This window comes from Pseudomonas sp. MF4836 (assembly GCF_002018875.1).
Taxonomy (GTDB): Bacteria; Pseudomonadota; Gammaproteobacteria; order Pseudomonadales; family Pseudomonadaceae; genus Aquipseudomonas.
In genome coordinates, this window is record NZ_MVOL01000002.1 from 431,280 (window position 1) to 452,047 (window position 20,768).

Consider the following 20,768-nt stretch of genomic DNA (forward strand, 5'->3'; position numbering starts at 1 on the left):
GGTTACGACCAGCGGCGGAAAATCAACGATGTGTTGACCCCGCCAAAGGCAAAGTTGTTGTTCATCACGTACTGATGGCTCATCTGCCGGAACTCGCCGCGCAGGTAGTCCAGTTCGCCGCAACGGGGGTCGACCTCATCGAGGTTGAAGGTGTGCACGTACTGATCGCGGTTGAGCATCTCGATGCTGAACCACGACTCCAGCGCGCCGCAGGCACCCAGGGTGTGGCCGAGGAAGCTCTTCTGCGAACTGATGGGCATGCCGCTGCCGAACAGGCTGCTGGTGGCCAGGGTTTCGGCAATGTCGCCCTGTTCGGTGGCCGTGCCGTGGCCGTTGACGTAGCCGATGGCGGACGCCGGGATGCCGGCGTCTTCCAGAGCCAGCTCCATGGCCCGGCGCATGGTGGTCTGCTCCGGCCGGGTGGTGTGCTGGCCATCGGCGTTGCTGCCAAAACCGACGATTTCCGCGTGGATGTGCGCACCGCGCGCCAGGGCGTGCTCCAGTTCCTCGAGCACCAGCATGCCGCCGCCTTCACCGATCACCAGGCCGTCGCGGCCGCTGTCGTAGGGCCGAGGACTGGTTTGCGGGGCGTCGTTTTTCAGGCTGGTGGCGTACAGCGCGTCGAACACCATGGCTTCGGTGGGGCACAGCTCTTCGGCGCCGCCGGCGAGCATCAGCGGCAAGCGTCCGAACTTGATCGCCTCATAGGCGTAGCCGATGCCCTGGCTGCCGCTGGTGCAGGCGCTGGAGGTGGGAATCAGGCGCCCGGTGAGGCCGAAGAAGATGCTGATATTGGCCGCCGTGGTGTGGGGCATCATGCGCACGTAGGAGTTGGCGTTCAGGCCTTCTGCCACCGAGTTCAGCAGCATGTTGCCGAAGGCCTTGATCTCGTCGGTGCTGCCGGTGGACGAGCCACAGGCCACGCCCATGCGCCCGTCCTTGATCGACTCGTCGCCCAGCAGCCCGGCGTCGGCCAGCGCCTGCTCGGCGGCGCCCACGGCCAGGCGCGAAACCCGGCCCATGCTGCGCAATTGTTTGCGGGTCCAGTGGGCCGGAACCTTGAAGTCATCGATCGGCCCCGCTAGACGGGTGTTGAGTTCGGTAAAGCGATCCCACTCGTCCATGCGCCGGATGCCGCTGCGGTTGGCGCTGAAGTTGCCGGCGATGGTGGCCCAGTCGCTGCCCAGGGAGGTAATGCCGGCCATGCCGGTGACGACCACGCGTTTCATCAGCACAGGCCTCCGTTGACGGCCAGCACCTGGCGCGTGATGTAGGACGCTTCGGCTGACATCAGGAAGTTCACCGCACTGGCGACTTCTTCCGGGGTGCCCATGCGTTGTGCGGGGATCATTTTCATCAGTTCCTCCACCGGGACGTTCTCGTCGAGCATGGCGGTGTCGATCAGGCCCGGGGCCACGCAGTTGACGGTGATCTTGCGCTTGCCCAGCTCAATGGCCAGGGCCTTGGCGGCACCGATCACACCGGCCTTGGAGGCGCTGTAGTTGACCTGGCCACGGTTGCCGATCAGCCCGGAGACCGAGGTGATGCAGACAATGCGCCCGGCGGCGCGGCGCCGGATCATCGGCATCATCACCGGGTGCAGCACGTTGTAGAAACCGTCGAGGTTGGTGCGCAGCACGTCGTCCCAGTCGTCCTCGGTCAGGGCCGGGAAGGCGCCGTCCCGGGTCAGCCCGGCATTGAGTACCACGCCGTAATAGGCGCCGTGGGTGTCGACGTCGGCTTCAAGAATGGCCTTGCAGGTGGCGCGGTCGGCGACGTCGAATTGCAGGATGCGCGCATTGCGGCCCAGGGCCTGGACTTCGGCCTGTACCGCTTGAGCCTCGGCGAGGCCGGTGCGGCAGTGCAGCACCAGGTCATGCCCGGCCTGGGCCAGGCGCAGGGCGATGGCGCGGCCGATACCACGGCTGGAGCCTGTGACCAGTACGGATTCAGTCATGGCGGGGTTCCTGTGTTTCGTCGAGATAGTGGGCCGCGTGCGGCGGGCGGAACACGTTGAGGCGAGCGCTGGCCTGGATGCCCGGGCCGCTGAGGTGGCACTCGAATACGCCCATGCCGTTGTCGTCTTCCAGGGAGCGCAGGGCGTGGATGCGCAGCTCGCTGCCGGCCGGAAAGTGTTCCACATTGCATTCGAATTTGCGCGTGCCGAGCAAAAAACCCAGCTCCACGGCCTGCCCTTGCTGGCGTGCGCGGCAGCCGGCATAGGCGGCCACGCTCTGGGCCATCAGCTCGATGCCGAGCCAGGCCGGCAGGCTGCCGTCGGCGCGGTTGAACAGGCCACCGGGCTTGACGGTGAGGCGGGTGTGGATCTGTTCTTCATCGAACCCCAGGACCTGATCGATCAGGATCATGTCGCCCGCGTGGGGCAGCAGTTCGGCGAGTGGCCAAGGGATCATGGGGCGTCTCCGATAATCAGGCTGACGTTGTTGCCGCCGAAGGCAAAGGAGTTGCTCATCAGGCAGCGCGGTGCGCCCGTGGCCAGGCGATCGGCGCTGCCGACCCAGCGCAGGGCGGGCAATTGCGGGTCGGGCTGGGCGTCCCAGACATGGGGTGGCAGGGCCTGTTGCCGATTGTCGGCGGCCAGGCTCAGCCAGCAGAAGGCGGCTTCCAGGGCCCCGGCGGCGCCCAGGGTGTGGCCGCTCATGGGCTTGGTCGACGAGCAGGGCACGCCTTCGGGAAACAGCTCGGCCACGGCCAGGCTTTCCATGGCGTCGTTGTGCTGGGTGGCGGTGCCGTGCAGGTTCAGGTAACCGATCTGCTGCGCTGCCAGGCCGGCACTGCTCAAGGCCTTGCGCATCGCTTGCAGGGCGCCCCGGCCGCTGGGCTCGGGCGCGGAAATATGGTGCGCATCGGAACTCGCGCCGCCGCCCAGCAGGGCGATGGGCTGCTGCGTGTCGGATTCCCTGCTCATCAGGAACAGCACCGCAGCCTCGCCGATATTGATCCCGTCGCGGTTGACCGAAAATGGGTTGCAGCGCTGGCCACTGACGGCTTCCAGCGCCGAAAACCCATTCAGGGTCAGTTGGCACAGGCTGTCGACCCCGCCGCACAACACCGCGTCGCACAACCCCAGGTCCAGCAGGCGCCGGGCGCTCATCAGGGCCCGGGCGCTGGAGGTGCAGGCGGTAGAAATCACGTAGGCCGGACCGCTCAGTTGCAGCCAGTCGGCGAGAAAGTTCGCCGGTGCCCCGAGTTCCTGCTGCTGGTAGTCGTAGTGGGCCGGGAAGTGCTGGTCGCGCAGGTAATGGGCGATGCCACGGCTGGCTTCGTCGATGCCCGAAGTACTGGTGCCCAGCACCACGCCAATGCGCCCCGGGCCGTAGGCCTGGATCGCCTGATCGATGTCGTCGCGGATCTGCAGCGCCGCCTCCAGCAGCAGCTGGTTATTGCGACTGTGCTGCCGGCTCAGGTGCGCGGGCAGGGCCGCCAGCGGGCCCTTGACCGCCGCCACCGGCAGGCTGCGCTCGGGTACCCAGCCGGCTTCGTCGCGCATGCCTGAGCAGTCACCGGCAAACAGGCTGCGGGCCACCTGTTGTTTGTCCCGTCCGAGGGCGCAGATCAGCCCCAGGGCGTTGAGGTAGGCCGTCATGGCGCGCGCTCGGCGGTCAACGGGCTGACGTGGTATTGCAGGCCTTGAGGCAGGTTCAACTGGAAATCCAATGGTTGGCGATAACGGAGCTGCCAGCGCGGGGCGAGGCTGCGTTGCTCGCCCCGGGCCTGCGCAGCGGGGTAATTCTCGGACAGCTCGGCGGCTGGCGTCAGGGCAAACAGCAGCGCGGCGAACAGCTCCCGCGCTTCGGGGTTGGGTGGCAGCAGGCCATCGGCCTGCCACTGGCCATCGATCAGGCGCTGGCGGGCCAGGGGAATGCCCAAGGGGTCCATCAGCGACCAGCGCAGGCCGGCGCCTTCGGCCTGGATCACCAGCAGCCAGTCCTGGCGTTGCGCTGCCTGCTCACGCTCGATATGCAGCTGCAACGGCAGGGCCAGGCTCGGGGTTTTTGCGGGCAGCGGCGCCTGGCTGGCGCAACCGGCCAGCAGTAACAGGCAACCCACCAGCAGGGCGCGGATCATGCCGGCTGCCCTGGCGCGCAGTGCTCGTCCAAGGGCTTGCGCGCCACCACGTTGACCAGGGTCTCTTCACGCTGGCCAAAGGGTTTCGGGCGGCGCAGGCCGAAGCGTTCCAGCAGGCCGAAATCCGTCGAGCGGCTCCACCACAAGTAGGGGTAGGAGACGTTCTGCGGGGTGAACTCGAAGCCCTGGTTGCGGATCATGTCCAGGTACTGGGCGGCGCTTTTCTGCACGTGCATCGGGTGGCGGAACAGCCAGCGAATGACCCAGGTGTCGATGTAGGCCTCGGTGGACTCGGCAAACAGCAGATAGCCGCCGGGCTTGAGCACCCGGTAGAACTCGGCCAGGGCTTTGTCCTGCTCCACCAGGTGGTGGAAGGTCTGGTGGCAGAACAGCAGGTCGACGCTGGCGTCCGGCACGTCCAGGGTCGCGCAGTCGCTGCCGATCAGTTCCACCTGCATGCCCTGGCGCGCCGCTTCCTGGGCGCTCAGTTCCAGGCTGTGGGGGTCGGCATCCAGGCCGATCAGGCGCTGGGGCGCGAACACCTGGCGCAGGTGCTGGAACGACTTGCCCTGGCCGCAACCGGCGTCGAGCAGCACCGGGTTGTCGGGCAGGTCGCGGGTGAACAGCGAGCGCAGGTCGTTGATCGCCACCCGCAATACATGGTGCTGCCAGGTGTGGCTGCGCAGGAACCAGAAGCCGAAGCGGGTTTCCTCGACGTACTTATCGCTCAGGTACTGTGGCTGGGGACTGCTCATGCCACCTCCGTCGCGCAGATTTCCGAGAGCATGCGCAGGCGGCGCTTGGGTTCGCTGACAAACGGGTTGCGCTCGTCCCAGGCGTAGCCGGCGAGAATCGAACTGATCATGCGGCGGATTTCCGGCGAGCTGCCGGGGTGGAAGATCACGTCCTGGAAGGTCCCGGCGTACCAGCCTTCGACGTAGCAGCGGAAGGTGTCGACCCCGCGCTTGAGCGGCTCGGCAAACTCGAGCTGCCAGTCGACGCTTTCACCTTGCAGCTGACGATGCAGCACGGCGGCGGCCATGCTCGCCGAACGCATGGCGATGGTGACCCCGGAAGAGAACACCGGGTCGAGGAATTCCGCGGCATTGCCCAGCAGGGCGAAGCCCGGGCCGTGCAGGCTCTTGACGTTGGCCGAGTAGCCGCCGATGGTCCGCGCCGGGGTGTCCCATACCGCGTTGGCCAGGACCTTGGCCAGGCTCGGGGTCTCGGCGATAAAGCCGCGCAGGCACTGGTCCAGGTCCTGGTCGCGGCCGACAAAATGTTCCTTGGCCGCGACCACGCCCACCGAGCACCGGCCGTTGCTGAAGGGGATGCTCCAGAACCAGATGTCGCGCTGGGTCGGGTGGGTGGTGACGAGGATCTTTTCCCGTTCGAAACCGGGGTGATCGATGCGGTCTTCGACGTGGGTGAACACCGCCTGGCGCACCGGGAAGTTCGACGGCGCTTCCAGGTCGAGCAAGCGTGGCAGGACCCGGCCATAGCCGCTGGCGTCGAGTACGAAATGGGCCTCGACCTGATACTGGCTGCCGTCTTCGCGGCGCACTCCGAGCTGCGGCTGGGGCAGGCTGAAATCGGCGCTGACGATCTCTTCGCCATAGCGCACTTCAACCCCTTGCAGCGCCGCCTGGTCGGCCAGCAGCTTGTCGAAGTCGCCGCGCTGGACCTGGAAGGTGGTGGGCTTGCCGTTGCTGAAGGTGTCGCCGAAATCAAAGGCGCTGTAGCGCTCGCCCCAGGCGAAGGCCGCGCCGTTCTTCAATTGGAAGCCGGCGGCTTGCACGGCTTCGAGCATGCCCGCTTCCTCGACGAAATCCAGGCAGTGGGAGAGCAGGCTTTCGCCGATGGAGAACCGCGGGAAATGCTGGCGCTCGATGATCAGCACGTCGTGGCCCTTGCGCTTGAGCAGGGCGGCGGCAATGGCGCCCGATGGGCCGGCGCCGATGACCACAACCTGGCGGCGTTCCATTTCAACTGTTGGCACTGGGGCTCCTTGCCGGTTCGGCGATGTTCAGATTCAGAGGGACCAAGGGGGTTCGATGCATGCCGGCTACTGCCGGCAGCAGGGTCGCGATCAAGCCCATCAGCATCAGCGCAAAGTACAGCGCCGGGCTGATCAGCTGTTGTTGCAGCAGCAGGTTGAGAAACACGATCTCGCTCAGGCCGCGAATATTGAGCAGCAGGCTTTCCCGCCAGCGGCTGGCACCGGCGAAGGACGCACCGGCCCAGCCCAGGCCCAGCCAGTTGCCGGCCAGCTTGCTGGCAATCGGCACCAGCAGCAGGGCGCCCAGTTGCAGCCAGCTCAGGCTGTCCATGGCGCTGTGCACGTTGATCTGCACGATGCCGAACGTCAGGATCAGCGGGATGGCGATGTAGGTCTGCAAACGGCTCATCCAGGCTGCCTGTAACGGCAGCACCAGCGCCACCTTGAGGGCGGCCATGCACAGCAGGTAGCCGATGCCGAAAATCAGCGCATTGAGCTTGTAGTGCTCGGCCACCACCAGCAGCGCAAAGAAGCCCAGGCTGTACAGCAGCGGCTGGCGCAGGCCGAGCAGGCGCAGGAGCAACGGCAGGCAGGCACCGGCCAGGGGCAGCAGGAGGCTGGCCAGGTGCAGGCTGCCCTGAGCGATGGCGAACAGGCTCCAGCAGGTCAGGTCGATCAGGATCGCGGTCTGCACCAGGCGCCGAGTGGCGGCGGCCGGGTAGTTGATATGGCGCAGGTACAGGTAGAGCACCGGGATCGCGGTGATCGCAAACAGCAGGCCCACTGCCAGGGAGCTCAGCCACGGCTGCGGCGGCAGCAGCCAGAAGGCGATCGCCAGGCCGCAGGCGAAGGGGATGATGAAACTCGGCAGGGCGATCTTCAGGCTCTGGCGGTCCAGGCGCAGGTCGATCACGTCGCTCAGGATATGCCCCAGCAGCAGGGCGAAGCTCAGGCTGTAGAGGTTTTTCAGCCACACCGGGGACACCAGTTGGGCGCCGCTCAACTGCCAGTGCGGCTCGATCCACAGCAGCATCAGCAGGGGCAGGCCGAAGGTTGCCAGCAGCAACTGGCTGACGATCGGGATCAGGCCCAGGCGCCGACCGACGACGGTCGCCAGGGCAAACAGCGCCAGGGCCAGGCACCAGAACAGGGCGATCAGCATGGGCTTGGCTCCGTCACCTTGGCGTGGTGTTGCTGCTGCCCGGCCCAGGGCGCGAGCATAAAGCTGAAGGCCAGCCCAAGGCTGACCGACAGCCCGAAATTGCTCACCGCCGGGGTGCTGGAGATGGCCAGCAAACCGAACGACAGCCAGGTGGTCAGGGCCGCCAGCAGGGTGCCCAGCAGGCTGACGGCGGCGCCGCCGATCTGCTCGCGCATGAGGATGGCGTAGTCAACACTGATGGCGGTCACCAGCAGCAGGCCGAACAGGCTGAACAGGGTCAGCGGTTGCCCCAGCCAGCCGAGGCTGGCCAGGCTGCACAGGGCCGCCAACAGCGGCAGGGCGACGATGCGCAGGGCCCCGCCAAGGCCGAACGGCAGAATCAGCAGCAACACGATCAGCACGCAGGAGGCGAGTTTGAGTTCGGCGGCACTGATCTGGGTTGCGGCAAAGACTTTATTCAATTCGCCAAGCCGGTCCACCAGTTGCACCCCGGGCAGGTCCTGGGCCTGGGCCCGCAGCAGGCCGGCATCGTTCAGCCCTTGCAGGCTGACCATGGCCGCCACGCCCTCGGGGCCGGCGCCCAGCCACAGTGTGCGGTAGGGTTCGGCCAGCGGGCCGCCGAGGGCGGCATCGATGTCCTGCACCGGCAGCGCCTGCAACTGGGCCAGCTCGGCCTGCAGGGCACTGGCCGGCACGCCGAGGTCCAGCAGCGGCTGCCAGAACTGCGGCAGGCGCGTCAGGGCCTCACGCAGTTGCTGTTGGTCGCTGGGCAGGTTGACCAGTTGATTGAGCGCCAGGTAACCCTGCAACTTGCCCTGCTTGACCAATTGCCCCAGGCGCTCGCCCAGGGCTTGCTGGCGTTCGAGCAATTGCTGCTGGTCGGCGGCGCGCACCAGGAAGAACTGGCTGGTGGGCTGATAGCCGGTGATGCGGGCAATGGCCTGGGCTTCGTTGAGCAACTGCGGCGGTGCACCGACCCACTGGCGAATATCGTTTTTGCTGGTCAGCTGCCACAGCCCGGCGGCGCAGAACACCGCCAACAGTGCCAACAGCACCGGGCTCGGCACTCGCCGCAGCAGGGCTTCGCGCAGTTGCAGCAGGCACTGCGCAACCCGCAGCGGCCATTGCGCCGGGCGCAGGTCAGCGCCCTTGAGCAGGGCCGGCAGCAGGCACACCGCCGACAGGTAGGCGCCGAGCAGGCCAGCCGCGGAGAACACGGCGATCTGGGTCAGGGCCGGGAACGGGGTCCAGGCCAGCGCCAGGTACCCGATGCAACTGGTGGCCAGGCTCAGGCTCAGGCCCGGCAGGGTCAGGCGCAACGCCGGCCAGCTGTGCCAGGGTTTCAGGCTCCAGCTCTTGGACAGGTAATGCAGCGGGTAGTCGACCGCGACGCCGATCAGGCTCGAGCCCAGGACCAGGGTCATCACATGCATATGGCCGAACAGCGCCACGCAGGCCACCGCGCCAAACAACATGCCCACCAGCACCGGCACAAACGCCAGCAGCACCCGCAGCCGGCGGAACGCCAGGAGCAACAGCAGCAGAATGCCCACGGTCGCACCGCCGCCGACCCAGGTGATTTCCCGGGTGGCTTGCTGCTGGCCATTGGCGGCGTACAGCTGGCCGCTGGCGGCCAGCAATTGCACATCGGCCTGGCTCGCCTGTTCGCGGCTTTGCCGGAGCAGCTCGGCCACCTGCAACGGCAGGCTCATATCAAAGGCGTTGCCGGTGGTGCGCGCCCGCAGCAGGACCCAGCTTTTGCCGTCGGCGTCGGCCACCAGGGCGCCGCTGCCGATGTCCAGTTGCACTGCGCCGCGTTGCGGTTGGCTGTTCTGGATGCGCCCGGTAAGGCCCAGCCAGTCATCCTGGCTCGGCACCAGGCTGAACCCGGTAAAGGGGTCGAACAAGGCTTGGACCCGCTGCTGGATAAAGGCCGCGGGGTGTTCAATCAGTTGTTGCCGGTCGGCCGCCGAGAGCATCGCCAGCCGGCCTTGCAGCAGTTGGCTGCGCAGTGCCGGAAGGTCGGCTTGCAGGTTCCACTGGACCTTTTCGAACAGCCCGCTGGCCTGCCAGCGCTCACCCAGTTGCTGGGCCATGGCCACCGCCTGCTGACGCTCGGCATGGCCCACCAGCACCAGCATTTCGCGGTTCAGCGGCTCTTGCATGCGCTGCTCGGCCTTGAGCTCCAGGGCGTCCGGGGCAGTGCCCGGCACCAGCTCCATCAGGTTGGCCGACAACGGCGCACCCTGGCGCCATTGCCAGCCGGCCAGGGCCAGCACCGCCACCAGCAGGATCAGGAACAGCCTGGGCAACCAGCGCTCACTGGGCAAAGTCATGTTGCTCCGCTGCGCTCAAAGGTTGGCTGCTGGTGCTGTCGCGCATCTGCAGCAGGGTGCTGTCGCCCTGGGTTTCCAGGAGTTCGATGCGCTGCACCAGGGCACCGCCGTCGATATTGATCTGGGTGAACACTTGCTTGAGCAGCAGCGAGCGCGGGGTCAGGGTCAGTTTCCAGTCCTGGGCGTCGCCCGCCAGCTTGAGTTCGAAGTCGCGCTGCAGGCCGCTGCTGTCGCCTTGCAACACCGCGAGGAACAGGCGGTTCTGCTCGGCGCCGGCACTTTTGCCCGGGAGCATCTGCCAGCCATTGGCGTCACGCCGGGCGATGCCCTGGCCGGTGATGCGGTAGTCCTGCTGCAACGGCGTTTTCAGCAGCCAGAGCAGGCCGTGGTCCTTGGCCAGGACGAACGTGCCCTTGCTGGTCAGGGGCTGGGGCAGGGCCCGCAGGTGCTTTTCCTGGATGAAGTTGCCGTGGATGACCTCGGGCTTGGCCAACTGCTCGCTGAGTTGTTGCAGGTCGAAGGCCTGGGCCAGGGAACTGAACCCCAGCAGCACCAGGCCCGACAGGGCCACCCTGGCCAGAGGCAGGAAATTCAACCGGCTCATAGCAGCACCTTGGCCACGGCGTCGGTAAAGACCCGGGGCGAGGCCAGTTGCATCTCGCGGCTGGCCATGTCCACCGCGACCTGCACCGAGCTGGCGCGGGTCAGGCGTTCGCCGCTGGCGAGGTCGGTGATCAGGTAATTGATCTTCAGCCGGTTTTCCCACTCCACCAGGCTGGCGCGTACGTTCAGGGTCTGGCCGAACACCGCGCCGCGCACGTAGCGCAGTTGCAGGTCGATCACCGGCCAGGCGTAGCCCGACTCGACCATGGCCGTGTAGTTGTGGCCGATCCGATCGAGCAAGGCGCAGCGGGCGACCTCCAGGTATTTGACGTAATGCCCGTGCCAGACGACGTGCATCGTGTCGACGTCGAAAAACGGCACCAGGATCTGGGTGTCGGCGTGCAGCACTCCCTTACTGCGCATGCAGCCTCCAGTGTTGCTCGGCGATGCGTTGCAGGCACAGGCGCAGTTCCCCTTCCAGGGCGCGGTCTTCGATCACCGGCGGGAAGTCCTTGGCCAGCTCTGCGTGCATCGCAGCCAGGGCCGGAGGCAGGGGGCGGGCATCGGCGGACTGGGCGCGCAGCCACACACCCTGGTTGGCCGCCAGCAGGGTGGCGGCGGCGACCTGTTCGGTCAGCTCCAGCACGCGAATCGCGTCCCGGGCGGCGATGGTGCCCATGCTCACCTTGTCCTGGTTGTGGCACTCGGTGGAGCGCGAGAACACGCTGGCCGGCATGGTGTTTTTCAGGGCTTCGGCGGTCCAGGCACTGGTGCCGATCTGCACTGCCTTGAAGCCGTGGTTGAGCATCGCGCGCTCGGCGCTGGCGCCGGACAGGTTGCTCGGCAGGCCGTGGTTGTAACGCACGTCCACCAGCAGCGCGAGCTGCCGGTCGAGCAGGTCGGCGACGTTGGCCACCAGGGTCTTGAGGCTGTCCATGGCGAACGCAATGTGCCCGCCGTAGAAATGCCCGCCGTGCAGCACGCGCTCGGCTTCGGCGTCGATGATCGGGTTGTCGTTGGCGCTGTTGAGCTCGGTCTCGATAAACGCGCGCAGCCAGTTCAGGCTGTCGGCCAGCACCCCCAGGACGTGGGGCGCGCAGCGCAGGGAGTAGCGGTCTTGCAGGCGATGCAGCGGCGCGGTCGGTGCGTCGATGGCCAAATCCTGGCGCAGCCAGGCCGCCACTTGCATCTGCCCCGGGTGCGGCTTGGCGGCGAACAGGCGCTCGTCGAAATGCTCGGGGTTGCCTTGCAGGGCTACTACGTTCAGCGCGGTGATGCGGGTTGCCAGTTGCAGCAGGTAATCAGCGCGGGCGAAGGCCAGGCAGGCCAGGCCGGTCATCACCGCGGTGCCGTTCATCAACGCCAGGGCTTCTTTGGGGCGCAGCACCAGCGGGTCCCAGCCCAGTTCCCGGTGCACGTCGGCGGCCTGACGGCGTTCGCCACGGAACAGGACTTCACGCTCGCCGGACAGGGTCGCAGCCACGTAGGACAGCGGCGTCAGGTCGCCGCTGGCGCCGACCGAGCCTTCTTCCGGGATCAGCGGCAGGATATCGTGTTCGAGAAAAGCCTGCAGGCGCTCCAGCAGCTCGACCCGCACCCCGGACACGCCGTGGCACAGCGACTGCAAGCGCGCCGCCAGTACCGCGCGGGTGGCCTGGGCATCCAGCAGCTTGCCCAGCCCGCACCCGTGGAAGGTGTACAGGTGGCGCGGCAGGGCTTCGACGTGTTGCAGCGGCACCGCGACCACGCAGGAGTCGCCGTAGCCGGTGGTGACGCCATAGATCACGCCTTCCTTGTCGAGCAAGGAGTCGAGAAACTGCGCGCCCTTGGCGATGCGCTGGCGAAACCCGGCATCACCTTGCAGTTGCACGGGCACCTGACGGTTGGCCAGGGCCAGCACGTCTTCGATGCGCAAGGGGAGTTCGCCGAAGGTTACCGGCTCAAGCGGATGCGTCGTCATCGGTCTTCCAGAATGGGTAAAAGTTGAACCACTGTTGCGGCGCTTCGAGGCAGTACTGGCCCAGGCGTTCGGCGTAGCGGGCGGTCCACTGGGCGATCACTTGCTCGCGGTCGCTGCGTTTCCAGGCCACGGCGTCGGTGAAGGGCTCGAGGATCACCCGGTAGCGACCCTGATGCTTGAGGCACAGCAGCAGGTTGACCGGGCATTTGAGCAGCCCGGCCAGCAGCCACGGGCCTTGGGGGAATGCCGCCGGATGGCCGAGGAAATCCACCCGTACATTGCGTCCGCCGTGCAGCGGCACGCGGTCGCCGGCAATCGCCAGCCACTCGCCGCGGTCAAGGCGCTGGCTCAGTTGCAGCATGATCGCCGGGTCCAGCTCGCTGACCTGGATCAGCCGCAGGTTGGTGGCCCCGGCCTCGCCCAGCAGGCGGTTGAAACGTTCGGCGTGCTTGGTGTGCACCAGCACGTTCATGGTCACCTGCTCACCGAGTTCCGCCAGGGCGCGGCAGACTTCGAGGTTGCCCAGGTGCGCGCCCACCAGCATCTGCCCGCGTTCGCCGCGCAATTCGTTGCGCAGCAGCGCCGGGTCGACAATCTCGATCTGCTCGATGCGCAGCTTGCCGTTCCACACGTCGAGCTTGTCCAGCAGGGCGTCGGCAAAGGCCATGAACTGGCCGAACACCCGACGCTGGGTCGGGCGCAGTTCGTTGCGTCCGCTCCAGTCGGCGAGCCGTTGCTGATACTGCCAGGCGCTGTGTCGGGCGTTGCGGCCGAACAGGAAAAAGTACAGAACGATGGCGTACAGCACCGGGCTCAGCACCCGCCGCCCGAGGATCCTGACCCCGAATGCGGTGAGCTTCATCAGCCAGAAGCTGCCGCGCTCTTCATGCTCGGCCCAATGCTGTTGCTGACTCATGCTCGCCACCGTCGCCAGAGGATCTGCGGCGCCCGCAGCAACATGCCGAAAAACAGCCGGGTGTGCATGCTGGAAATCAATGCGTTGTCGTGCAGCAGGCGAAAGTGCGAGAGGCCATCGGTGGGGTAGTGGACCTTGGTCGGCAGCCAGCGCATCGGCTGATTGCGCCAGGCCAGGCGCACCAGGACCTCGGGATCGAAATCCATGCGCTTGCCGAGTTTGACCGAATCGATCAGCGCCAGCACTGGCGGCAGCGGGTAGACCCGGAAGCCGCACATGGAGTCGGGAATCTGCAACGACAGGCTGTTGATCCAGACCCAGACATGGGTCAGGTAACGGGCATACAGGCGGCCCTTGGGCACGCTGCTGTCGTACTGTGGATAACCGCAGATCAGTGCCTCGGGGTGGGCGCGGGAGCTGGCGATAAAGTTATCCACATCGCGCAGGTCGTGCTGGCCGTCGGCATCCACCTGCAGAGCGTGGCTGAAGCCCAGGCGCGAGGCCTCGCGCAGCCCGGCCATGACCGCGCCGCCCTTGCCCTGGTTCAGTGCCAGGCGGATCAGGAACACCTGCTCGCGCTTGGCCAGTTGTTCCAGGACCGCCGCGCAGGCCGGGCTGCTGGCGTCGTCCACCAGCACGCAGGGCAAGCCACCGGCGAGCAGGGCTTCGACCACCGCCGGCACCGCGCCTTCGTGGTTATAAACCGGAATCACCGCACAGGGCTTATGCATCGACCGCCCCCTGCCGCAGGCTGCGGCCAATGGCCCGGAACACGCGGGTTCCCCGATAAAACTTATCCACAGGCTGCCTCCAGCAAAATGCGCCCACTGGAACAGGCCGCCGTGTCGTTGCGGTAGGCGAAATACAATTTGCCGCGTTCATCGTCGAACCGCAGGTGCAATTGCACCTGGTCGCCGGGGCGCACCAGTTGCTGGAATTTCAGCACTTCCATGCCGGCAAAGCGGCCCGGCCGGTCCAGCAGTTGCTGGCCCAGGGCCAGGGCCCAATCGACCTGGACCACCCCAGGCAATACCGGGGTCTGCGGGAAGTGCCCGCTGAAATAGGCCAGGTCCGGGGGAATGCTCAGTTGCAGGTTCCACTCGCCGTCCTGTTCGTGCTGTTCCAGCACTTCAGGCGCTTGTGGGCGCGGTGCCAGCAGCAGAGCCTCGACCTCGGCCTGGGGCAACTTGCCCTGGGCGTTCAGCGGCAACTGGCGCAGCAACCGCCAGCGGCGCGGCAGGGCCAGGGCTTCGCAGTGCTGGCTCAGGTGCTGGCGCAGGGACTGGGTCAGGTGGCGGCGGCCGCCGTTGCGCAGGGCCTGCAAGCCCGCTTCGCTCAAGACCAGCACGGCGCCGAGGGAGGCTCGGTTTTCCTGGACCACGCCCAGGCGCGCTTCGCTGACCCAGGCATGGCTGGCCAGGGCCTGTTCGAGCATGGGCAGGGAGATGCGTTTTTCTTCCAGCTTGACGATCCGGTCCAGGCGCCCGAGCAGCTCGAAACGGCCATCGGCCTCGATTCGTGCGGCATCGGCGCTGTGTTCGACATGCCCTTCTGGCAGGTAGGTCGAGGCAATCAGCAGCGCGCCGTCCGCGTCCTGGCTCAACTGCACGCCGGCGAAGGGTTGCCACAGGCTCGCGCCCTGGCGCCAGGCGATGCCGCCGGTTTCCGAACTGCCGAAAATCTCGGTCGGCCATTGGCCCAAGCGCTGTTGCAGGCTGTGCGCGGCCTCGGCGGGCAAGGCGCCGCCCGAGGAAAACACCCGGCTGACCTGGCTCAAGGCCGGCCAGTCGAGGTTGTCGCCCATGCGCTTGAGCAGCGCCGGGCTGGCGACCCAGGCAAAGGCCGGGTACTCGCGGCTGGCGCGTTGCAGGTCTTCGGGGAACGGCAACTGGCGGCGCACGAACGGGCGCCCGGCGCACAGCGGCCACAGCACCCGAAACAGCAGGCCGTAGATGTCTTGCGCGGCGACGCTGCCAATCATGCAGGCGCTGCCCAGTTCCGCGCCCCACAGCTGTTCCAGGGCCTGGACCTCGTTGGCCAGTTGCACCAGGGTCTTGTCGATGCGCTTGGGTTCGCCACTGGAGCCGGACGTGCACAGGCTCAAGCGGCACTGCGCCAGGTCCAGCTCGGCAGCCGGCAGCGGCGCCTGCAACAGGGCAGCGAGGCGCGTGTCGTGCTCCAGGTCGGTGAGCCACAGGTCGACCTCACCGGACCAGCGCTGGCGGGTCTGGGCCTGCAGGTCGGCCGGCAGCAGTACGCTGACCCCGGCCCGCCAGGCGCCGAGCAGGGCGATGGCCAGTTGCGCGGCATCTTCCAGGTGCAGGGCCATGCGTTGCACGCCCCGGGCCTGGAGCCCGGCGGCCAGGCGCAGCGCCTGGTCGTGCAGGGCGCTGTGGTCGAGTACCGGGTCGAAGGTCACCGTCCGCCCCGGGTGAGCCTTGAGCAGCAGGTGCTCAAGCTTGATCCAATTCATGCGCGGCCTCGTACGCGTTGTCGTAATAGCCATTCAATGGCAAACAGCAAGCCCATCAGCCCGTAGGCGATCAGGCCGTTGTACAACGTCCACCAGCTCAGCGGCGCCCAGAGGGTCAGGGCGGCGGCGAGCAATCCGTTACAGAGGAAAAACACACTCCAGGCCACGGTGACCTGGCGTGTGTAGCGAATCGCCTTGGGCGGCAGCGCAGGCTCACGCAGGCGCGCCAGGCGCTCGGCCACCGGCGGGCCGTATTTCAGGCTCAGGCCGAACAGGCCGAGCATGAAACTGCTGATCAGCACCGGGTACCAGCGCAGCAATTGCGGGCTGTCGAACAGCGCCAGCAGCAGGCAGAACAGCATGGCCGCCGCCGCCATCCACAGGCTGCTGGCCCGCCGTTCGCCGGTCAGTGCGCGGGCCAGCCACAGGCCGCCCAGCAACAGGCCGAACTGCCACGGGGCGAAGTGCTCCATGCCGAAATACACCGCAAAGGGGTACAGCAAGCCCGCCAGCAGCAGGCCCAGGCCGATCAGACGGCTCATGCGGCCGGCTGGACCAGACGGTAGACCGCCTCGACCACGTCATTGACGGTGCGCACCGACTTGAATTCCTCGGCGGCGATTTTCTTGCCGGTCTGACGCTTGATGTGGTCGATCAGGTCGACCGCGTCGATGCTGTCGATTTCCAGGTCCTGGTACAGGTTGGACTCAAGGCTCACGCGCTCGGGTTCCAGCTCGAAGAGTTCGACCAGGGCATCGCGCAGGGTGTTGAAGATATCGTCACGAGTTTGCATGGTCCGGTCTCAAGCTGCCTGTTTTGCAGTGACGAAGGCCGCAAGGCTCGCCACGTTACTGAAGTGATTGCGCGTGTCCTTGGCGTCGGCGTCGATCTTGATGCCGTACTTCTTCTGGATCGCCAGGCCCAGTTCCAGGGCGTCTACCGAGTCCAGGCCCAGGCCGTCGCCGAAAAGGGTCTGCTCGTTGCCGATATCCTGTGCGCTGATGTCTTCGAGGCCCAGGGCGTCGATGATCAACAGCTTGATCTCAAGGGTTAAGTCCGGGTGCAGATTGCTCATCTGAGGCGAGCTCCTTAATGAAATAGTGATGCAAGTGGTCGTTGAGTTTACGCGAGGCCTGGGGTGCGGGGCCTTGAGCGGCGAAGGTCTGTGGGTCTATATCGGCACCCACGCGGAAACTGAAGTGCACGCGACGTTGCGGGATGCGGTACCAGGGTTCGGCCTTGGTCAGGGTGGTCGGGCTGACCTTTATCACCACCGGGGTGAGGATTCTCGCACCCCGCAGGGCAATCGCTGCCCCGCCCCGATGAAAGGCCGGTGCCTGGCCCGGTACGGTGCGCGTGCCTTCGGGGAAAATGATCAGGGTCTGGCCGTCCTGCAGTGCCTGGCCGGCGGCATCGAGCATGTCCATGCTGCCGTCATTGCTGATATAGCCGGCTTCGCGCACCGGGCCGCGGGTGAAGGGGTTCTGCCACAGGCTCTGTTTGACCACGCAGTTGGCGTTGCGCACCAGGCCGATCAGAAACACCACGTCGATCAGCGACGGGTGGTTGGCGATGATCATCTGCCCCGGGCGGCCGAGTTTCTCCGCGCCCTGGACGTCATAGGTCAGCACGCCGCAGCGGGCCATGAACCGGATAAACAGCCAGAACAGCCGGCTGATGGTCGCGCGGGCACGACGCTGGTGCGCCTCGGGTGTGCCCGGCAGGCAGCTCAATAGCGGAAAAATCACCAGGCGCAGGCACAAACTACCTAGACCGAACAGCGTAAAGCTCGCTGCCGTGGCCATCAGGCGCCAGTAGTAGGCATCGCGCGGTTTCGCGCTTACCGGTTGCGTTGCCAGGTCCATACACGATTCTTCCAGGCATGTTGGCAGGTGGCCTGCGGGGTGAGCAGGGTACGCAACAGATTCAGGGCATGGGGCCACTGGGCTCGCGGGCTGTCTTCAGACGCGCTGCCATCGCCGGCGCTGCCGAGGGACAGCTGCCAGTCGTCGCCCGGGGTCAGCAGCAGGCCGACCGCATAAGGAAAGGGCACGTCGTCGATCCATTCGGCATAGGCCTGTGGCGGCTGCTCTTCGGTGATCAGCAGCAGCACCGCCGGGGCGCCTTCGGCGAGCAGCGCGGCGGCTTCGAGCATGCCGTGTTCCAGGCCGTCGCCGGCGGCGGCGAGGGCGGTCATTTCGCTGGTTTCGCCGCGCATGATCGACCACAGGCCGATCACCGCGTTATGCACCGACAGGCTGAACTGGGTCGGCGACAGGGGCTGGCCGGCGGCCAGGTCGCTGAGAATGTCGAAGGTGCGTGGGGTTTCGCCGTGGCGTGAAACAAACACCAGGGGCAAGTGTTCCAGGCCTTCGGCCAAGGGCCAGCCAACGCTGAAGGCCATTCGTGCCAGGCGGCTCAGGCGTCGGCGTTGCATGGCGGGCAGGAAGGACACGTCGGGGGCGGCATCGCTGCTGGCAAGCACGGTCGGTTGGCGGCTCCAGGCCTGCCAATCGTCCACGCTTTCGAGCCCAGGGGCCCATGCGCGCCATTGAGCGATGTTGAACTTGATCACTGGTTTTCATCCCGCCCCTGCGGGCTTCCTTGACGCGGTGAGTCGCGTTGATAGCGAACCGACTCTACGTGGCCCTATGGCCGAGTGGCGCGCATTATCCCGGTGCGGCTGGCTTGTAGCAAATATTGGTTACATTTGCTTGAAGAAATAAGACGCTTCTCATGCGGAGATGTCATTTTGACATCTTTTACCCCGAAAAATAATGCAGCCCATCGGTAATACGGGGGCTTAGGATGATATTTTCCACTGCCGGCTGGGCTCGTGTGCGAGTGGGGCGCCAACGAGGTAGCTAAGCGGCAACCAGGGCTACTACACTCGCTGATCTTTGATACACGGAGGTTTTGACATGCGGCGTGTGGTGTTCAATCAGAAAGGTGGCGTGGGCAAGTCGAGTATTGCCTGCAATCTGGCGGCGGTCAGCGCCAGCGAGGGTTATCGCACCTTGTTGGTGGATCTGGATGCCCAGGCCAACTCCACCCAGTACCTCACCGGCCTGACCGGCGACGACATTCCCATGGGCATTGCCGATTTCTTCAAGCAGACCCTGTCGTCCGGGCCGTTTTCGAAGAAAAACCAGGTGGATATCTACGAGACTCCGTTCGACAACCTGCACGTGGTCACCGCCACCGCCGAGCTGGCCGACCTGCAACCCAAGCTCGAGGCCAAGCACAAGATCAACAAACTGCGCAAATTGCTCGACGAGTTGTCCGAAGATTACGACCGGATCTACCTCGACACCCCGCCGGCCCTGAATTTTTATGCGGTATCCGCATTGATTGCCGCTGATCGGGTGTTGATCCCCTTCGATTGCGACAGCTTCTCACGCCAGGCGCTATACGGCCTGCTGGCAGAAATCGAAGAATTGAAGGAAGACCACAACGAAGACCTGCAAGTGGAAGGGATCGTGGTCAATCAGTTCCAGGCCCGGGCCAGCCTGCCGCAGCAGATCCTCGACGAGTTGATAGCCGAAGGCCTGCCGGTGCTGCCGGTGTACCTGGCCAGCTCGGTGCGCATGCGTGAATCGCACCAGGCCAACATGCCGCTGATCCACCTCGACCCACGGCACAAGCTGACTCAGCAATTTGTCGAGCTGCACAATCTGCTGGAAAACGCCTGACTCCACCATGAGGGGGCAAGCCCCTCATTGGCCGGCGCAGGGCCTCAGATGCCCTGGCTGCGCAACCAGCCCAGCAGTTGCGGCAACGGCAGGGCGCCGCTCTGGCGGGCGACTTCCCGGCCGTTCTTGAACAGGATCAGGCTGGGAATCGATCGAATCCCCAATTGCCCCGACAACTGCTGATTGCTTTCGCTGTCGAGTTTGGCCAGCCGGCATTTGCCCTTGAGCTGGGCCGCCGCCTGTTCGAACACCGGGGCGAAGGATGTGCACGGCCCGCACCACTGCGCCCAGACATCCACCAGCAACGGCAGGTCGCCCTTGATCTGGCTGGCGTAATCGCCCTGGGTCAGTTCAAAGGGTTTACCCAGCAACACCTCGGCCTTGCAGCGCCCGCACTTGGGCAGGTCGCCCAGGCGCTCGCCGGGGATGCGGTTGAGACCGTTGCAATGAGGGCAGGGGATCAGCAGTGGCTCGGACATGGTTGGGCTCCGCAAGCAGGGTAGAGCGCCTTAAATGGCGGCGCCCGAGGTGAATATCAAGTCGGCGCCGGCAGGCAGGTGCCGACGTGGCGCCCCGGATTCACGGGGCGGACGGGGCCTGCTCGACGCTGACCAGGCGGTCCATGGAACGGCCGATGTAAAAGGTGAAGGGCCGACCCAGGGCCATGGCCATACGCTCGCAGCGGCCCATGAACCCTATGTTTTGCAGGGGCGAAATCTCTCCGTCCTCGTGGTGCTGCAGGCCCAGGGAGCCGACATTGAACCCGACCCGGTCGGCCCGGCGATTGGGGCGCGTACCCCAGGAGGTTTTGATTGCACCCAATGTGATGCGGTTGTCGAACAGCTGCTGGTTGAGCGTGGGGTTGACGAAGGTGATGTTGCCGAACAGGTACTGCGCGGGCGCGTGCTTGTCCTCTTTCCACTGCAGGTACAGGTTGTAATCGCCTTTTCCGGTCCCGGCCTTGCTGCCCATCTGGCTGAACGGCATGCCCGGTGGCCGGACAGTGGCCTGGTATTGGCAAAACGCCTCGTTGGGGGTGCCGGCGGCTGCGAGCTTGCCGGTGGCCAATTCCTCTGCCGAGAACTGAAACATGACGTCGGCGAACTTCACCGGTTCCAGGGGCAGCGGCAAGCGGCGCGGCAGGTCCATGGCCTTTTTGCGGTAGTCGGCGCTGGTGTATTTCCCGGTTTCCGGGGCGATCTCCAGCACCGCTTCGAAGGTGCCGGCTGCACGGGCCTGGACGATCTCGTCGAACAGTTCTCGCAGGCGCAGGCGCTGGGCCTCGGGCACGCTGCTGTCCAGTTTGATATGCAGGGTCTTGTCGTCCTGGCGGTCCATCTCCAGGCCGATGTCGCCGGCCTCGATGCCGATCCCGGCGGCCATCTGGGTGATGGTCTCCTCAAAGTACGGCACGATTCTGGCCTGCTTGGGGTTACCCACCTCTTCCTGGAAATGCAGGGTGAGGTAGGTCTGCTTGCAGCCGGTCAGCAGCATCAGCAGCAGGGCGGTCATGCAGAGGCGTCGGTTCAATGGGGATC

At 65.9% G+C, this 20,768-nt stretch carries 23 protein-coding genes; 1 reads left to right on the forward strand and 22 read right to left on the reverse strand.

The genetic code is table 11. From position 1 onward, the window contains the following. Positions 1–2: 2 nt before the first annotated feature. The 20 genes from MF4836_RS05325 to MF4836_RS05420 form a co-directional block, all read right to left on the reverse strand. The gene (locus MF4836_RS05325) at positions 3–1,229 is read right to left on the reverse strand and encodes a beta-ketoacyl-ACP synthase (protein ID WP_078469467.1); all 1,227 of its coding nucleotides are present in this window, start codon (positions 1,227–1,229) and stop codon (positions 3–5) included. Further along, the gene (gene fabG / locus MF4836_RS05330) at positions 1,229–1,957 is read right to left on the reverse strand and encodes a 3-oxoacyl-ACP reductase FabG (RefSeq protein ID WP_078469468.1); all 729 of its coding nucleotides are present in this window, start codon (positions 1,955–1,957) and stop codon (positions 1,229–1,231) included. The genes MF4836_RS05325 and fabG overlap by 1 nt, the downstream gene beginning before the upstream one ends. Then, positions 1,950–2,414 (reverse strand): ApeP family dehydratase, encoded by a 465-nt coding sequence (locus MF4836_RS05335; protein WP_078469469.1) that lies wholly within the window; start codon positions 2,412–2,414, stop codon positions 1,950–1,952. The genes fabG and MF4836_RS05335 overlap by 8 nt, the downstream gene beginning before the upstream one ends. After that, positions 2,411–3,607: a beta-ketoacyl-[acyl-carrier-protein] synthase family protein gene (locus MF4836_RS05340; RefSeq protein WP_078469470.1), complete on the reverse strand. Its 1,197-nt coding sequence runs from the start codon at positions 3,605–3,607 to the stop codon at positions 2,411–2,413. Before MF4836_RS05340 ends, MF4836_RS05335 begins: the two co-directional genes overlap by 4 nt. Continuing rightward, positions 3,604–4,089, reverse strand: coding sequence for a DUF3261 domain-containing protein (locus MF4836_RS05345; protein ID WP_078469471.1), 486 nt, complete (start codon positions 4,087–4,089; stop codon positions 3,604–3,606). Before MF4836_RS05345 ends, MF4836_RS05340 begins: the two co-directional genes overlap by 4 nt. Beyond that, positions 4,086–4,844: a class I SAM-dependent methyltransferase gene (locus tag MF4836_RS05350; protein WP_078469472.1), complete on the reverse strand. Its 759-nt coding sequence runs from the start codon at positions 4,842–4,844 to the stop codon at positions 4,086–4,088. Before MF4836_RS05350 ends, MF4836_RS05345 begins: the two co-directional genes overlap by 4 nt. Further along, positions 4,841–6,088, reverse strand: coding sequence for an NAD(P)/FAD-dependent oxidoreductase (locus MF4836_RS05355; RefSeq protein WP_078469473.1), 1,248 nt, complete (start codon positions 6,086–6,088; stop codon positions 4,841–4,843). Before MF4836_RS05355 ends, MF4836_RS05350 begins: the two co-directional genes overlap by 4 nt. Next, complete coding sequence (locus MF4836_RS05360) at positions 6,075–7,250, reverse strand: sodium:proton antiporter (RefSeq protein ID WP_078469474.1); 1,176 nt, start codon at positions 7,248–7,250, stop codon at positions 6,075–6,077. Before MF4836_RS05360 ends, MF4836_RS05355 begins: the two co-directional genes overlap by 14 nt. Next, entirely contained in the window at positions 7,244–9,586 is a 2,343-nt protein-coding gene (locus MF4836_RS05365) for an MMPL family transporter (RefSeq protein WP_078469475.1), read from the reverse strand. Before MF4836_RS05365 ends, MF4836_RS05360 begins: the two co-directional genes overlap by 7 nt. Beyond that, the gene (locus MF4836_RS05370) at positions 9,570–10,190 is read right to left on the reverse strand and encodes an outer membrane lipoprotein carrier protein LolA (protein WP_078469476.1); all 621 of its coding nucleotides are present in this window, start codon (positions 10,188–10,190) and stop codon (positions 9,570–9,572) included. The genes MF4836_RS05365 and MF4836_RS05370 overlap by 17 nt, the downstream gene beginning before the upstream one ends. Beyond that, positions 10,187–10,612 carry an acyl-CoA thioesterase gene (locus tag MF4836_RS05375; RefSeq protein ID WP_078469477.1) on the reverse strand — a complete coding sequence of 142 codons (426 nt, stop codon included), beginning with the start codon at positions 10,610–10,612 and terminating at the stop codon, positions 10,187–10,189. Before MF4836_RS05375 ends, MF4836_RS05370 begins: the two co-directional genes overlap by 4 nt. After that, positions 10,602–12,149 (reverse strand): HAL/PAL/TAL family ammonia-lyase, encoded by a 1,548-nt coding sequence (locus MF4836_RS05380; protein WP_078469478.1) that lies wholly within the window; start codon positions 12,147–12,149, stop codon positions 10,602–10,604. Before MF4836_RS05380 ends, MF4836_RS05375 begins: the two co-directional genes overlap by 11 nt. Continuing rightward, the gene (locus MF4836_RS05385) at positions 12,130–13,065 is read right to left on the reverse strand and encodes an LpxL/LpxP family acyltransferase (RefSeq protein ID WP_078469479.1); all 936 of its coding nucleotides are present in this window, start codon (positions 13,063–13,065) and stop codon (positions 12,130–12,132) included. The genes MF4836_RS05380 and MF4836_RS05385 overlap by 20 nt, the downstream gene beginning before the upstream one ends. Next, a complete protein-coding gene (locus tag MF4836_RS05390; protein ID WP_078469480.1) occupies positions 13,062–13,796 on the reverse strand; it encodes a glycosyltransferase family 2 protein in 735 nt (244 codons plus the stop codon). Before MF4836_RS05390 ends, MF4836_RS05385 begins: the two co-directional genes overlap by 4 nt. A gap of 62 nt (positions 13,797–13,858) precedes the next feature. Then, on the reverse strand, positions 13,859–15,538 hold the full coding sequence (locus MF4836_RS05395) for an acyl-CoA synthetase family protein (RefSeq protein WP_078469481.1): 1,680 nt from the start codon (positions 15,536–15,538) through the stop codon (positions 13,859–13,861). Further along, positions 15,535–16,080 carry a hypothetical protein gene (locus MF4836_RS05400; RefSeq protein ID WP_078469482.1) on the reverse strand — a complete coding sequence of 182 codons (546 nt, stop codon included), beginning with the start codon at positions 16,078–16,080 and terminating at the stop codon, positions 15,535–15,537. Before MF4836_RS05400 ends, MF4836_RS05395 begins: the two co-directional genes overlap by 4 nt. After that, positions 16,077–16,331, reverse strand: coding sequence for an acyl carrier protein (locus tag MF4836_RS05405; RefSeq protein ID WP_078469483.1), 255 nt, complete (start codon positions 16,329–16,331; stop codon positions 16,077–16,079). Before MF4836_RS05405 ends, MF4836_RS05400 begins: the two co-directional genes overlap by 4 nt. 9 nt (positions 16,332–16,340) lie before the next feature. Continuing rightward, positions 16,341–16,613, reverse strand: coding sequence for a phosphopantetheine-binding protein (locus tag MF4836_RS05410; protein ID WP_020297332.1), 273 nt, complete (start codon positions 16,611–16,613; stop codon positions 16,341–16,343). Continuing rightward, the gene (locus tag MF4836_RS05415; RefSeq protein ID WP_020297331.1) at positions 16,582–17,403 is read right to left on the reverse strand and encodes a lysophospholipid acyltransferase family protein; all 822 of its coding nucleotides are present in this window, start codon (positions 17,401–17,403) and stop codon (positions 16,582–16,584) included. The genes MF4836_RS05410 and MF4836_RS05415 overlap by 32 nt, the downstream gene beginning before the upstream one ends. After that, positions 17,379–18,113 (reverse strand): beta-ketoacyl synthase chain length factor, encoded by a 735-nt coding sequence (locus MF4836_RS05420; RefSeq protein ID WP_078469484.1) that lies wholly within the window; start codon positions 18,111–18,113, stop codon positions 17,379–17,381. Before MF4836_RS05420 ends, MF4836_RS05415 begins: the two co-directional genes overlap by 25 nt. Positions 18,114–18,459: 346 nt before the next feature. On the opposite strand from MF4836_RS05420, the gene MF4836_RS05425 reads away from it, so the two are divergent. Then, the gene (locus MF4836_RS05425) at positions 18,460–19,230 is read left to right on the forward strand and encodes a ParA family protein (RefSeq protein ID WP_078469485.1); all 771 of its coding nucleotides are present in this window, start codon (positions 18,460–18,462) and stop codon (positions 19,228–19,230) included. Positions 19,231–19,274: 44 nt separating this feature from the next. Here the strand turns inward: MF4836_RS05425 and trxC are convergent, their stop codons facing one another. Then, on the reverse strand, positions 19,275–19,709 hold the full coding sequence (gene trxC, locus MF4836_RS05430) for a thioredoxin TrxC (RefSeq protein ID WP_020297328.1): 435 nt from the start codon (positions 19,707–19,709) through the stop codon (positions 19,275–19,277). Positions 19,710–19,809: 100 nt separating this feature from the next. Continuing rightward, on the reverse strand, positions 19,810–20,760 hold the full coding sequence (locus tag MF4836_RS05435) for a hypothetical protein (RefSeq protein ID WP_078469486.1): 951 nt from the start codon (positions 20,758–20,760) through the stop codon (positions 19,810–19,812). Between the last annotated feature and the right edge of the window lie 8 nt (positions 20,761–20,768).

What these genes read in the sequence shown, in the direction of transcription:
- MF4836_RS05325 (WP_078469467.1), bottom strand. Translation starts at nt 1,229, where the DNA reads ATGAAACGCGTGGTCGTCACCGGCATGGCCGGCATTACCTCCCTGGGC.
- fabG (WP_078469468.1), bottom strand. Translation starts at nt 1,957, where the DNA reads ATGACTGAATCCGTACTGGTCACAGGCTCCAGCCGTGGTATCGGCCGC.
- MF4836_RS05335 (WP_078469469.1), bottom strand. Translation starts at nt 2,414, where the DNA reads ATGATCCCTTGGCCACTCGCCGAACTGCTGCCCCACGCGGGCGACATG.
- MF4836_RS05340 (WP_078469470.1), bottom strand. Translation starts at nt 3,607, where the DNA reads ATGACGGCCTACCTCAACGCCCTGGGGCTGATCTGCGCCCTCGGACGG.
- MF4836_RS05345 (WP_078469471.1), bottom strand. Translation starts at nt 4,089, where the DNA reads ATGATCCGCGCCCTGCTGGTGGGTTGCCTGTTACTGCTGGCCGGTTGC.
- MF4836_RS05350 (WP_078469472.1), bottom strand. Translation starts at nt 4,844, where the DNA reads ATGAGCAGTCCCCAGCCACAGTACCTGAGCGATAAGTACGTCGAGGAA.
- MF4836_RS05360 (WP_078469474.1), bottom strand. Translation starts at nt 7,250, where the DNA reads ATGCTGATCGCCCTGTTCTGGTGCCTGGCCCTGGCGCTGTTTGCCCTG.
- MF4836_RS05365 (WP_078469475.1), bottom strand. Translation starts at nt 9,586, where the DNA reads ATGACTTTGCCCAGTGAGCGCTGGTTGCCCAGGCTGTTCCTGATCCTG.
- MF4836_RS05370 (WP_078469476.1), bottom strand. Translation starts at nt 10,190, where the DNA reads ATGAGCCGGTTGAATTTCCTGCCTCTGGCCAGGGTGGCCCTGTCGGGC.
- MF4836_RS05375 (WP_078469477.1), bottom strand. Translation starts at nt 10,612, where the DNA reads ATGCGCAGTAAGGGAGTGCTGCACGCCGACACCCAGATCCTGGTGCCG.
- MF4836_RS05380 (WP_078469478.1), bottom strand. Translation starts at nt 12,149, where the DNA reads ATGACGACGCATCCGCTTGAGCCGGTAACCTTCGGCGAACTCCCCTTG.
- MF4836_RS05385 (WP_078469479.1), bottom strand. Translation starts at nt 13,065, where the DNA reads ATGAGTCAGCAACAGCATTGGGCCGAGCATGAAGAGCGCGGCAGCTTC.
- MF4836_RS05390 (WP_078469480.1), bottom strand. Translation starts at nt 13,796, where the DNA reads ATGCATAAGCCCTGTGCGGTGATTCCGGTTTATAACCACGAAGGCGCG.
- MF4836_RS05395 (WP_078469481.1), bottom strand. Translation starts at nt 15,538, where the DNA reads ATGAATTGGATCAAGCTTGAGCACCTGCTGCTCAAGGCTCACCCGGGG.
- MF4836_RS05400 (WP_078469482.1), bottom strand. Translation starts at nt 16,080, where the DNA reads ATGAGCCGTCTGATCGGCCTGGGCCTGCTGCTGGCGGGCTTGCTGTAC.
- MF4836_RS05405 (WP_078469483.1), bottom strand. Translation starts at nt 16,331, where the DNA reads ATGCAAACTCGTGACGATATCTTCAACACCCTGCGCGATGCCCTGGTC.
- MF4836_RS05410 (WP_020297332.1), bottom strand. Translation starts at nt 16,613, where the DNA reads ATGAGCAATCTGCACCCGGACTTAACCCTTGAGATCAAGCTGTTGATC.
- MF4836_RS05415 (WP_020297331.1), bottom strand. Translation starts at nt 17,403, where the DNA reads ATGGACCTGGCAACGCAACCGGTAAGCGCGAAACCGCGCGATGCCTAC.
- MF4836_RS05425 (WP_078469485.1), top strand. Translation starts at nt 18,460, where the DNA reads ATGCGGCGTGTGGTGTTCAATCAGAAAGGTGGCGTGGGCAAGTCGAGT.
- trxC (WP_020297328.1), bottom strand. Translation starts at nt 19,709, where the DNA reads ATGTCCGAGCCACTGCTGATCCCCTGCCCTCATTGCAACGGTCTCAAC.